Origin of the sequence: Sporosarcina ureae, assembly GCF_002082015.1 — a bacterium.
GTDB classification, from domain to species: Bacteria; Bacillota; Bacilli; order Bacillales_A; family Planococcaceae; genus Sporosarcina; species Sporosarcina ureae_A.
In genome coordinates this window covers 3,190,441-3,203,146 of sequence record NZ_CP015109.1, presented here as the reverse complement: position 1 = coordinate 3,203,146, position 12,706 = coordinate 3,190,441, and the positions used below count along the sequence as shown (strand labels likewise).

Genomic DNA, 12,706 nt, shown 5'->3' with positions numbered 1-12,706 from the left:
GCGGTTTCGTGTCTTTTATTGGAAGACAATCGTTTTATTATTCTCTACAATCACTCGATCTTCAAGATGCCACTTCACTGCACGTGCAAGAACACGTCGTTCGATAGTACGACCAATCTTCTTCAATTGAACAATATCGTCACGGTGATCCACGCGCTCGATGTCCTGTTCAATGATCGGACCTTCATCCAAATCATTCGTTACATAGTGTGACGTTGCACCAATCAGTTTTACACCGCGTCCAAAAGCTCTTTCGTAAGGACGCGCACCGATGAAGGCCGGTAAGAATGAATGATGAATATTAATAATTTGATTCGGGAAGTGACTAACAAATTCAGGAGTCAGTATTTGCATATAACGTGCTAACACGAGTACATCCACATCGTATTCTTCCATTAACTTCACTTGCTGTCTCTCCACGTCTTGGCGAATATCTTTGTTCGCTGGAATGTAATAGAAAGGAATACCAAGTGCTTCGACCATTCCGCGCGCGTCTTCATGGTTACTGATCACCACAACGATGTCAGTATTTAAATCGCCATTCTGCCACTCCCATAGTAATTCCATTAAGCAATACGGTTCTTTTGAAACGAAGATTGCTGTACGTTTTAATTCTATTGCGTATGAAAAATGATAGTCCATATCATATCGCTTCGCAATATCATTAAAATTCTCTTCCAATTCCTCTTTTCTCTCCAATAGATTGTCTAAATGGAAAGCGATGCGTAGATAGAACATGCCACCTTCTGGATCAGTTGAATATTGGCTAGACTCTACGATATTTGCTTCGTATTTCAGCAAAAACGTGGAGACTGCCGATACGATTCCCGGTTGATCCGAGCATTTCACAAGCAGTCTTCCGATGTTTTTCTGTGCTGTAGATTGTTCTTCTAAATGTGATGCGATTTTATTTTGGGCCGACATGTTTTCATCTCCTACAAATAATGTTACGTAATGAATACGTCCCCCAGCCAGAGAGGCTAGGGAACGTATGAACTCTTCTAATACATTATGAAGCAAAGTGATGTTTTTCGCAAAAATCTTACTCCGTAGGTTTTTCTAAACCTTTGCCCATCCCTTTTAGGAAGTTCATACCGAATGTTAACGCACGATTGATATCAGGATCATTAATGGATTTCATCAACTGGAGAAGGCCTGTTTTCTGACCTTCTTCATTCCCTTGCTCCGCTTCAGATAATCCTTTTTGTACACTTTTTGAAAGTTGCTGAATAGTAGCCGGATCTAGAGCAGTTAGAATTCCCGCTCCTGCCATCACATTATTGAGCAGGTTTGTCATAGGTTCTCTCGATACTTGACCTAACGCTATGCCCGTAATCTTCTCTTTTGAATGAAGCATTGCTTGTAATGCGTCTAACGCGCCAATCTTATGCAATTCACCTGTAATTTCCATGATTTTTTGTAAAGAAGCTTCTTGTTCAGCAATTTGTTTCTGTAATTCAGCCAACTTTTCTTGCTGTATTTCCAGTTCTGATCGTTCAGTTCTTTTAATTGAAGTTATAGGGGCCGCCATTGATATTCACCTCACTAATTATTGATCTGTTAATTGGACATATCCTGGTCGATTCCATTTCCGTTCTACTTCTACACCATTTTGAGGATGGCGTTTCTTATCACGGTGGTTGCTCTTAGGTAGTGGATTATCTCCCTGCTTCTCAAGCACTTCCATACGAACCTTCGTCTGCTTGTACGCGGGCGTATTCGTCCGTTCATCAGTAGCAGGTCCTGTTAGGAAGTTGATTGCAGATTGCTTATCAACGGAATTCATTGGTAAAAATAATTCATTTTTCCGTACTCTATCTGTGACAAGTGCAGGAAGTTTCACTGCTCCGTATGGAGAAATCAGTCTTACATAAGTACCTGTGACCACACCACGTTCTTTTGCTAATTCAGGAGAAACCTCTACAAATATATTGGGAACTTTCTCTTGGATCCCTTCAGATTTATTCGTCATATTTCCTTCATGGAAATGTTCAAGCATACGGCCGTTATTGATGTGAAGATCAAATTCATCAGCGAATTTTACTGGTTCAATCCAATCCGATAATGCAAAGCGTGCTTTCTTATCGGGGAAATTAAAGCCATCAGTATAAAGAAGTGGCGTATTCTTCCCTTCTAGACTTCCCCAAAGGAAACTACCCCAACCTTCCAACAATTCGTAAGAAGCTTCCCTAAACATCGGGCTCAAGCTTGTCATTTCAGCGAAAATGTCACTTGGGTGCGTGTAATTCCAGTTAGCGCCTAAGCGATTTGCAACTTCTTGGATGATCCACCAATCTTGACGAGAGTCACCTTTATTCGGCAACGCTTTATACAGTCGTTGTACACGGCGTTCCGTATTTGTGAATGTACCGTCTTTTTCGAGTGAAGGGACTGCAGGTAAAATGACGTCCGCATATTGTGCTGTACGTGAGAAGAAGATATCTTGTACAACTAGGAAATCAAGCTTCGACAGTACATCATGGACATAGTTTGCATTGGAATCCACCAGTGCCATATCTTCTCCTACAATGTACATCCCCTTCATCACACCTTCATCAATGGAGTGAAGCATTTGAATATTGTCAAGACCCGGCTTACCTTCAATCTCTACACCGTAAGCCCGTTCAAATTTTTCTCGTGCTGCATCATCTGTAATATGCTGATAACCAGGTAACCAGCCAGGCAAGCTTCCCATATCACAGGCACCTTGTACGTTGTTATGTCCGCGCAAAGGATACGCACCTGCGCCAGGACGACGGTAATTTCCTGACGCTAGCAATAAATTGGAGATTGCCGCTGAAGTATCAGAACCGCCTGTATTTTGCGTGACACCCATTCCCCATAAGATACATGTACCATCTGCATCACGAATCATTTCAGCTGTTTGAATCAATACTTCTTTGGAAACACCTGTTACTTCTTCTGCATATTCGAGTGTATAGCGCTTCAATACTTCATTAAAGTCATCAAAATGAAGAACATTTTCTTCAATGAACTGCTGATCATGCCAACCTTGGTCAATTAAGTATTTCGTCACTGCCATTAGCCATACTTGGTCCGTTCCTTGTTGAGGTGTCATAAAGATATCTGCGCGTTCAGCCATTTCATGTTTTCTGAGATCGGCTACAATTAACTTTTGACCGTGTAGCTTATGCGCGCGCTTTACACGTGTCGCAAGAACAGGATGACCTTCTGCAGGATTTGCACCTACGATGATGACCAAGCCTGCTTCAGCAATATCTTTAATCGTTCCAGCGTCGCCACCCATCCCTACCGTACGGAATAATCCGTCTGTCGCAGGTGACTGGCAGTAACGGGAACAGTTATCTACGTTATTTGTTCCGAACACTTGTCGAGCAAATTTTTGAATGACATAGTTCTCTTCATTCGTAATTTTTGATGAAGAGATAACGCCAACTCCGTCTTTACCATGTTCATCACGAATTTGACCTAAGTTTTTCGCCACTACATCCAACGCTTCTTCCCATGAAGCTTCAACAAAGTCGTCACCTTTACGGATAAGAGGAGTAGTGATGCGTTCTTCACTATTCACAAAATCCCAACCAAATTTCCCTTTGACACAAGTAGAAATCTGGTTGACTGGCGCTTCGGAAACCGGTTGAATTTTTAATATCGTACGATCTTTCGTCCAGACTTCGAATGAACAGCCTACACCACAAAATGTGCAGACAGTTTTTGTTTTATTGATTGTAGATTCTCTCATCGCGGATTCCACATCGGAAACTGCCATGATACTGCTGTAACCCGGCTCTACATCCTTGATCAAATCAACCATGGGCTCCATCAGCTCGTCACTCATCTTCGTCATAAATCCAGCTTCACCAAGCATCGATTTTTCCATCAAAGCATTACATGGACAAACCGTAATACAATGGCCACAACCTACGCAAGAAGAATCATTAATCTTCGCCCCGCCATCCCATAGAACAATCGGCCGATCACGTTCCCAATCGATTGATAGTGTCTCGTTTACTTGTAAGTTCTGACAAACTTCCACACACTGACCGCAAGCGATACATTGATTCGGATCATACCGATAGAATGGATGAGTGAAATCCACCGCATCTTTAGAACATTTCGGCTCGTATGGATATTTTTGTTCTTCCACTTCCATAAGTGCCACGGTATTATGTACTTTACAGTTTCCATTATTATTATCGCAAACGGTACAATATAATAAATGATTTTCTAAAATCCGATCCATTGCTTCCGTTTGTGCTTCTTTTGCACGCGGGGACGCTAACTTAACATCCATACCGTCAACTGCTTGTGTAGAACAAGCACGTGTTAATTTACCATTCACTTCGACAATGCACGTATCACATGTCTGAATCGGGTCGACTTCTGGTAAATAACATATTTGTGGGTGCTCCATCTTATTTGCATTGATGATTTGAATAAGTGTTGACCCTGGTTCGAAGTTGTAAATCTTATCATTGATTGAAATTGACATACAGGCGCCCTCCTTCTCAAATAAAAAATCCACCATAAAAAAACCGTCATAACGGTGTTTTTTTATGGTGGAATAGTTTCTTAACAGGACTTGCTAAAGAACCAATCCATACTTACTATTACAAGTAGGTTGATGAACCTCTAGCAATCACATACTAGATTTCCATCTATTATGTATTTAGTATAAAGTAATAAAGCGTATAATACAATGGCTATTCTCAAATAGTTAGATTATTCTGTAAAAACGATAAGGAAGTGTCCTATGAAGAAAATTCACGAGTTTAATGATATCATCCGTAAATTACGAAAAGACTTATTTGGCAAAGGTCCCGAAAGAATTCATACAATATTTATTGATAATATGGTAGTTTCTACACTCTACGGTAATTTAACTCCGACAGAGAAGTTTATAGCGGGAACGCCAGAAGGGAAAAAGATGGTCCACCGTGCACGAACAAGCATGATTCAGGCAGTCTATGCACAAAAGCCGCCAGAAGAATTAGAGCGATTAGTCGACGCAAAGTTCCTGCATTTATTCAGCGATTTTAAAATTGATGATGATATTGCAGTTTCAGTATTTTTATTCGATCGACCGATTGACTAAAAGGGAGGAAGAATTATGGAACAGCAACAACAACGATCCATTATTCGATTTCAAGATGGAAATGTCTTTGAAAAAGAAGATCCGGTCGCCGTTGAATATGCAATCACCATTAAACTAAACAACAAAGAATTTGCAACGATTGTATGTACTCCAGAATATATCGAGGATATGACTGTAGGATTCTTGGCTTCAGAAGGAATAGTGCCGAAGTGGGAACAAATCAAAGACATTCGACTTGATCTGGACAATGGCTTTATTTACATTGATACAGACAAAGTCTATCCCTTCTTTGAACAATTGCAAAATAAACGGTATATCACTTCTTGTTGCGGCATGAGCAGACAAGGATTTATCTTTGCCAACGACGCATTGACAGCGAAAAAGATGGACAGCATTTCTGTTCAACTAACGCCTGTACAAATATTTTCCTTGATGAACCAAATGGAAGAACAGGCGGAAATGTTCCGACATACTGGTGGCGTTCATAATGCTGCATTATGTGCGCCTAATCAATTGCTAGTATCTCGGATGGATATCGGTCGTCATAATGCATTAGATAAAATTTATGGTCATTGTTTGAAGAACAATATTTCCGTTCGAGATAAAATCATTGTATTTAGTGGACGAATCTCCTCTGAAATTTTACTTAAGGTCGCTAAAATTGGTTGTGAAATTGTGTTATCCAAATCTGCACCTACTGAATTAGCTTTGAGCTTAGCGGACGATTTGGGAATAACGACTGTCGGATTCATTCGTGGAGATTCTTTTAACGTCTACACACATCCTGAAAGAATTGTCATGGATGCTATTAATTGTTTTTCGACTACTGAATAAAATAATATTGACAATTTTGTGAAACGTCATTATTATACTCCTTAATCCTAGGTTATATTCCAAGTCATTCTAGCTGTGATCTATACGTGCTACGGAGGAGGTTTCTCTTCTATACCAGCGTATATCGGTGATATTTTTGGAACGAAACAACTTGGAGCGATCCACGGTTATATTTTGACGGCATGGATGAAAGATACGACAGGTAGTTACGAAAGCAGCTTATTGTTCTTCGCTGGCTTATTCGTAGTCGCTTTAGTGATTTCGTTACTCATACGAGTGGATATTAAAAGACTACGCAATGAACAACAAGAGGGTTTAATTCCAGCTGAACCTGCTATAGCCGCAACGAAGTAAAAAAATCGCGAAGAGGCTGGGATATAACTATCTCACCCCGTTACCCTGCACTCCGAAAGGTACGCTTTCCGAGGGGCGTGCCTTGAGCCAAGCGAACAACGTAGGGTTCGCTTTGCCGTATTTCTGTGTACTTTGCAGAAATTAAGGCACCTGTCCAGGGTCTCAAGACGCACGCTGATCCCTCAGGAGTCGGCCTTTCTCCGTTCCGGCACACTCTGTTACTCTAAAAAAATATTTACTGATAAGAACAGAAAAAAGCGTAAAGGACTCACTATTCCCCTTACGTTTTTTCTGTTCTGTCCCAACCTCTTCGCGATTTTTATTTTTCCGTTTGATTAAATGTGTCACCACCGTCAATCGTTCCTAATTCAAAACCATGTTCGAACCAGTAAATTCGTTGCTTTGCTGTACCGTGTGTGAAACTCTCTGGAACAACATACCCTCTTGCACGTTTTTGAATGGTGTCGTCACCAACTGCACCTGCGGCAGTAATCGCTTCCTGTAAATCTCCTTGCTCCAAGTACCCGCGACCTTTTGCATGATGAGCCCATACACCCGCAAAGTAATCTGCCTGTAACTCGAATCTCACTAAATATTTGTTAAATTCCTCTTCACTCATCTTTTGACGAAGTGGCATAACTTGATCTGAAATACCAAGTAGCGTTTGCACGTGATGCCCTACTTCGTGCGCTACTACATAGGCCATTGCAAAATCGCCAGGCGCTTTAAATGTACTCTGTAACTCATTATAAAATGCTAAGTCAATATATAATTTTTGGTCACCCGGACAATAAAACGGTCCTGCAGCTGCACTTCCGTATCCACAGGCTGTATCCACTTGTCCTGAATAAAGAACTAGTGTTGGGTTCTCATACTGAATTCCTTGTTGAGCAAATAACTCAGACCAAATATCTTCTGTATCCGCAAGAACAACCGAAACAAAGTCTGCCAATTCTTTGTCTTGTTCAGTTTCCACATACGGCTGATCGGGTACTGCTGAGCTATTATCTAATAAATCAGTTGGATTTCCGCCTAAAATAAGAAATAATATAATACCGACAATTCCAAGACCACCACCGCCTAATGCGATCGCACCTCCGCCTCCCTTCCCTCTTCGATCTTCTACATTTGAACTTTTTCTGCGTCCATCTGTTTTCACATGATCTCCCTCGTTTCGGCTTTATGTGAGCTATACTTTACATAATTATATAGATAGTACTTGATTACAATTTACCCACTTTCTTAACGAAACAAACAAGACGAATGTCTTACCAATTTGAGTAATTTATTGTGAATTGGCAGATAGCTATTCCCCATGTATGATTTTTCATATATACTTTACTTTAGAGTTGTAAACTAATGAAGGAGTGAGTTTGTTGAGTAATCAAAAATCTGTCTATAATTTTAACGCGGGTCCATCCGCTCTTCCACGCGAAGTTCTAGAAAAAGCACAAGCTGAACTAGTGGATTTCAAAGAATCAGGAATGTCTATTATGGAAATGAGTCACCGCAGTGCTACTTATGAACAAGTACATAATCAAGCAATTGAACGTTTGCGTTCGTTATTCGCAATACCTGAAAACTATGAAGTTCTATTCCTGCAAGGTGGTGCCAGTTTACAATTTGCGATGGTACCAATGAACTTTTTAGCCGAAGGTAAAAAAGCGAGCTATATCATGTCAGGCTCATGGTCAGACAAGGCACTTAAAGAAGCAAAAACTATCGGTGAAGTATACGAAGCAGCTTCTACAAAAAATATGAATTATAATCGCGTCCCATCTTCTGAAGAAATGACATTTGAAGATACGGATGCATACGTGCATATTACGTCGAATAATACCATTTTCGGCACACAATTCCATGATTTCCCTTCTACAGGAAATGTTCCGTTGATCGCAGATATGTCAAGTGATATTCTGTCAAGACCAGTTGATGTCAGTAAGTTCGGTATGATCTACGCTGGTGCACAAAAAAACTTAGGTCCTTCAGGGGTTACAGTTGCGATTATTCGCAAAGACTTGTTGGATCATGCGAATAGCGGAATTCCAGCTATTTTGAAGTATAGTACACATTCGTCAAGTAACTCTTTATATAACACACCACCATCTTTCGGCATTTATATGTTGGGTGAAGTTCTGGATTGGATGCAACAACAAGGCGGCTTGGAAAAGATCGCAAAGCGCAATGAAGAAAAAGCGAACTTGATCTATGACGTGATAGACAACAGCAATGGCTTCTATACAGGACATGCTGAAAAAGACAGTCGTTCATCTATGAACATCACGTTCCGTGTAGCGGATGAAGACTTAGAAAAACAATTCTTGCAAGAAGCCAAAGAGGCTGGATTCGTCGGTCTGAACGGCCATCGTTCCGTAGGCGGATGTCGTGCATCTGCTTATAACGCAGTACCAGTTGAAGCATGTCAGGCCTTGCAGAAATTCATGCTCGACTTCCAAGAAAAACATAAATAAGCCTTAAAAAAACCAAGTCACTTTATAAAGTGACTTGGCTTTTACTGTTCTATGATTAAAAATTCTTTCGATAATGCTAATTGCAAGGAACTAAATGTTTGGATATTCGTAAAATCTAAACCAAGCTCTGTCGAGGCTTGAGCAATAGCCGGTAAGATCCCCGTTATTGTACAATTCGTTCCTAATAAAGATAACACTTTTGTCACTTGGAAAATTTGTTGGGCTACCAGTGTATCAATTACGGTTACTCCCGATAAATCAATGAATAAATGTTCAATGTCAGCCTCTAAACATTTTTCAGGAATATTTTCCAACATAACACGTGCCCGTAGTTCATCCATTTCTCCAATTAGCGGTACTACTCCAATTTTATCGGTAATTTTGATGACCGGTGTGCTCAATTCATTAATCAAACTTTGTTGAGTATCGAACTTGCTATTGATATATTCATTATAGGTTTCTGCAAAGTCAATATAAATCTGATCGAAAGCATTATTAAGCGTTTCACTCCACCGCATATAATCTTCAAGTTTAATCTCATCTGCATTCACTAGCTGAAACTTCTCAATGAGGTGCCAGTAAGTTATACGAAGCTTACTCAAAGCCTTTATTACTTCTTCTATGGGGGTATTGCTGTTTACTCTGCTGAGTGCGACAACGGCTGCCCATTTCATTTTATTTTTCTCAAATATCTCCGGATCATCAAGTAGACTGCTAATGACTGTTAAATTCGTTAATTTATTTTGTTCCCGAAGTGTTTCTTCCATTTCCGGATGAGCACTAAGCGAATAAATTGAGTTTTTTTCCACTTTTCTCATCGCTAGCCAAGAAGTAGTAATTTCAGGAAGTTTTTCTAGTAAATACTCATAAAGCTTAACATCAATCTGTTTCATTTTACATCCTCCTGGATATGTTCTTCGTTCTCATTGAATGTATATAAGTAATTGATTAGCCTTAAAGTCAAAGATATTTAATATGACCCCGAGAACGGTTATGTATTTATAAATTGATTCATAATATGTGATTCCATATTCTTTTTCATATTGCGCTATCGGGAAAACATACTGCTCTCCTGTTGGGATCGGCAAATACTTCCAAGGTCTTGGAGAGTTCTTGGATTTTTCCGCATGCACATCTAATAAAGTATTATAAAGAGTCTCTACCTTTTCTTTAGGTACGTCATAATATATAACAGGATCGAGTTTTTCAACTGTTTCTAAATTCCTTTGCACCCAATAAACTATTGGATGCTCAATAGGTGCTGAATGAACACGTTTCAAAAGATGTTCGGAAGTAAGTCCTAATTGAATATCCAGTTTATTACGATATGTAATATACAAAAACTTCATTGATCCCTCTCCTTTGTAAAAGGTTTTTTATAGCACCTATTTTACTAGTATATCCAATCCCACGCCTATTTATATAATTTTCTTAATACTTTGTTCCATCATATCCATATTCCTCTAGTAATTCTTCAAAGCTTTTATTTTTTTCACGTTCTTTGCGCTCTTGAATACGTTTTTCTTTTTCTTGTTCCAATTTCATGTCTTCTTCCGCTTTCATTTCCTGCTTCATTCCTTTTAATTTAGCTAACATATCATCGCTCATTAGATCTGAAAGTGAAGTTGCTGAATCTTCTACCGTACTGTTCTTTTGGTTACTTGGTGCTTTTCGATGTTTTTTCGCCATAATAATCACTACTTTCTATTTGATAAAAGAGTTGCATTCTATTGTTTTTATCCAATTAATTGCCAAGGGTTTTACATTGCTCTTATTCGCTTATATTACGTACAATAGATTGAGGGAGAGATGCGTATGTATAGTTTACCAAAAAACGTGACGTTAATCGAGGTTGGACCGCTTGATGGTTTACAAAATGAAAAAGTAGTATTTTTACTGATCAAAAATTAGCTTTTATACATTCTTTACAGCAAGCAAGTATACAGGAAATGGAAGTGAATTCTCTTGTATCACGTAAGTGGGTTCCGTAAATGTCTAATTCCAAAAAGATTATAGACCAGATACGCAAACAAGGCAGGCAACTTGTTCTCACGCCGAATGCACGTGGGGTTGAGAATGCCCTAAAAACTGACGTAAATAGTGTAGCAGTCTTTGTAGGTGTAAGGAATACCTTGAATCAACATACTATCAATCGCTCTACTGCAGAGAGCGTGGAGATGCTACGACCGATTGTTAATCACCTCAAATTAAATCATCATTTTGTCAGAGCCTGTATCTCTACAGCATTTCACTGTCCGTATGAAGGATTTATTTTGCCTGAGCAAACTCTGGCCCTTTGCGAAAAGTTTGTCGAGATAGGTGTAGATGAATTAAGTGTGGCAGATACTGAGGGTATAGCAAATCCACTAGCAAATTTTACTCTACTTAAAAAACTAAAAATTCAGTTCCCAGATAATTTGATTACAGTATATTTCCATGATCCCTATAAATTAGGATTAACTAATATTTACGCCTCTTTACAAGCGGATGTTGACCGATTCGTTCCTCTAGGCGGACTTGTCGGTTGTCCTTTTGTACCCGACGCTACAGGGAATGTCGCAACGGAAGACGTGTTATATCTATTGCCATCTGTCGAGATAGATACAGGGGTTGTTATGGATAACATATGTGCTTCAGTAGAATAGGTCGCACATTATTTGTCACGTCCTGTTGAAACCGCCATGTATAAGTTATATAAAAAGAAATAGGAAGGGGGATTTTGATGAAACGTAGAGTAATGTATATTATTGGCATAGTATCAAGTATTATTACAGCGTTTCTAACCATTTTCGGAATTCTTGTCACAAATCGAATGATGTATTTAAAAATAAAAGATTCGGAGTTTATTTTGCAGCGCGAGATGATTGCTAAACGCTTCGATCATCAATGGTTTGAAACCGTAAGAAAAGATAATATTTGGATTCCATCACCTAATGGCTATAACTTACGCGCGATTTTCTTGCGGCCTTTAGATACAACGAGAACGGTGGTTATCTGTCATGGCGTAACGGAAAACAAAGTAAATTCTATCAAATATGCCCGTCTTTTTGAACGTTTAGGATTTAATTCCGTTATTTTTGACCATCGGCGGCATGGTGATTCAGGTGGAAAAACAACAAGTTTTGGTTTTTATGAAAAAATGGATTTAAAAGAAGTCGTGACAGCTGTTCGGAAACGCGTCGGGAAGCGTGCATTGATTGGCATTCATGGGGAATCCATGGGAGCAGCCACTACGCTGTTATATGCAGGTACGTACGAAGATGAAGCAGATTTCTATATATCTGATTGTCCATTTTCAGATTTCTCAGAGCAACTATTGCATATCATTCGCACAGAGATGCCGTTTAAAACTTCCATGAGCTTGCGAATCGCCAATTTATTTTTGAAGATTCGTGATGGCTATACTTCTGCAGCTGTTTCTCCTCGCGAAGTGATGAATTTCATCGATAAGCCCGTATTATTTATACACAGCATGGAAGATACCTTCATCTTGCCGCGAATGACGGAAGAGTTATACGAATTAAAAGAAGGCGATAAAATGATGAAGCTGTTCGCCAAAGGGGCACATGCCAAATCGTACAATGATAATCCCGATGAATACTTACAAACAGTTCAGAAATTTTTAAATCGATTCCGTTTATACTAAAATACTATTATACAGCAAAAACTAAAAAAGCTCCGTGTTAGCAAATTTGCTGTTCACGGAGTTTTACTTATTTTTTTTTAGCAGGCTTATCTTGAACCTTGTTCATCTGAGCCATCATTTGATTAATTTTCTTTTGAGAAGGTTTCTGTCCCATTTGCATCATCATCATACGTAACATTTGCTCATTAATTGGCGGATTTTCCTTCAAATAATTCATCATATATTTACGTGCTATGAAAAAGCCGAGTGCTACTCCGCCGATCAAAGCGACGACGATCAATAAAATTGCTATCCATAAAGTCATTACTGCCAAACCTCCCTCAT

13 protein-coding genes and 1 pseudogene are annotated in these 12,706 nt (G+C 39.3%); 6 read left to right on the top strand and 8 right to left on the bottom strand.

The annotated features are described in order from the left end of the window. Window positions 1-15 precede the first annotated feature (15 nt). The 3 genes from purU to fdhF form a co-directional block, all read right to left on the bottom strand. Window positions 16-924: a formyltetrahydrofolate deformylase gene (purU, locus tag SporoP17a_RS15520; RefSeq protein WP_083035522.1), complete on the bottom strand. Its 909-nt coding sequence runs from the start codon at window positions 922-924 to the stop codon at window positions 16-18. Between the two features lie 118 nt (window positions 925-1,042). Beyond that, entirely contained in the window at window positions 1,043-1,531 is a 489-nt protein-coding gene (locus tag SporoP17a_RS15515) for a helical membrane plugin domain-containing protein (protein WP_083035521.1), read from the bottom strand. 18 nt (window positions 1,532-1,549) lie between these two features. Next, window positions 1,550-4,474 carry a formate dehydrogenase subunit alpha gene (gene fdhF, locus SporoP17a_RS15510; RefSeq protein WP_083035520.1) on the bottom strand — a complete coding sequence of 975 codons (2,925 nt, stop codon included), beginning with the start codon at window positions 4,472-4,474 and terminating at the stop codon, window positions 1,550-1,552. Window positions 4,475-4,735: 261 nt separating this feature from the next. On the opposite strand from fdhF, the gene SporoP17a_RS15505 reads away from it, so the two are divergent. From SporoP17a_RS15505 to SporoP17a_RS15495, 3 genes and pseudogenes are all read left to right on the top strand, one after another. Then, a complete protein-coding gene (locus tag SporoP17a_RS15505; protein WP_083035519.1) occupies window positions 4,736-5,077 on the top strand; it encodes a Na-translocating system protein MpsC family protein in 342 nt (113 codons plus the stop codon). 15 nt (window positions 5,078-5,092) lie between these two features. Beyond that, complete coding sequence (fdhD, locus tag SporoP17a_RS15500) at window positions 5,093-5,911, top strand: formate dehydrogenase accessory sulfurtransferase FdhD (RefSeq protein WP_083035518.1); 819 nt, start codon at window positions 5,093-5,095, stop codon at window positions 5,909-5,911. Window positions 5,912-5,965: 54 nt separating this feature from the next. Continuing rightward, a pseudogene (locus tag SporoP17a_RS15495) lies at window positions 5,966-6,265 on the top strand (MFS transporter); the annotation flags it as partial. 319 nt (window positions 6,266-6,584) lie between these two features. On the opposite strand, the gene SporoP17a_RS15490 reads toward SporoP17a_RS15495, so the two are convergent. Continuing rightward, window positions 6,585-7,424, bottom strand: coding sequence for a KPN_02809 family neutral zinc metallopeptidase (locus tag SporoP17a_RS15490; protein WP_083035517.1), 840 nt, complete (start codon window positions 7,422-7,424; stop codon window positions 6,585-6,587). Window positions 7,425-7,638: 214 nt separating this feature from the next. Between SporoP17a_RS15490 and serC the strand changes: the two genes are divergently transcribed. After that, window positions 7,639-8,736 carry a 3-phosphoserine/phosphohydroxythreonine transaminase gene (gene serC, locus SporoP17a_RS15485; RefSeq protein WP_156890589.1) on the top strand — a complete coding sequence of 366 codons (1,098 nt, stop codon included), beginning with the start codon at window positions 7,639-7,641 and terminating at the stop codon, window positions 8,734-8,736. 41 nt (window positions 8,737-8,777) lie between these two features. Here the strand turns inward: serC and SporoP17a_RS15480 are convergent, their stop codons facing one another. From SporoP17a_RS15480 to SporoP17a_RS15470, 3 genes are all read right to left on the bottom strand, one after another. Beyond that, the gene (locus SporoP17a_RS15480) at window positions 8,778-9,629 is read right to left on the bottom strand and encodes an STAS domain-containing protein (RefSeq protein ID WP_083035515.1); all 852 of its coding nucleotides are present in this window, start codon (window positions 9,627-9,629) and stop codon (window positions 8,778-8,780) included. A 30-nt stretch (window positions 9,630-9,659) separates the two neighbouring features. Next, on the bottom strand, window positions 9,660-10,085 hold the full coding sequence (locus SporoP17a_RS15475; protein ID WP_083035514.1) for a hypothetical protein: 426 nt from the start codon (window positions 10,083-10,085) through the stop codon (window positions 9,660-9,662). A gap of 82 nt (window positions 10,086-10,167) precedes the next feature. Further along, a complete protein-coding gene (locus tag SporoP17a_RS15470) occupies window positions 10,168-10,425 on the bottom strand; it encodes a YqkE family protein (RefSeq protein WP_083035513.1) in 258 nt (85 codons plus the stop codon). Between the two features lie 302 nt (window positions 10,426-10,727). On the opposite strand from SporoP17a_RS15470, the gene SporoP17a_RS15465 reads away from it, so the two are divergent. Beyond that, a complete protein-coding gene (locus SporoP17a_RS15465; RefSeq protein WP_335695492.1) occupies window positions 10,728-11,381 on the top strand; it encodes a beta/alpha barrel domain-containing protein in 654 nt (217 codons plus the stop codon). Between the two features lie 77 nt (window positions 11,382-11,458). Next, complete coding sequence (locus SporoP17a_RS15460; protein ID WP_083035512.1) at window positions 11,459-12,382, top strand: alpha/beta hydrolase; 924 nt, start codon at window positions 11,459-11,461, stop codon at window positions 12,380-12,382. Between the two features lie 67 nt (window positions 12,383-12,449). On the opposite strand, the gene SporoP17a_RS15455 is transcribed toward SporoP17a_RS15460, so the two are convergent. Further along, window positions 12,450-12,686 carry a YneF family protein gene (locus SporoP17a_RS15455; RefSeq protein WP_083035511.1) on the bottom strand — a complete coding sequence of 79 codons (237 nt, stop codon included), beginning with the start codon at window positions 12,684-12,686 and terminating at the stop codon, window positions 12,450-12,452. Window positions 12,687-12,706: the final 20 nt, after the last annotated feature.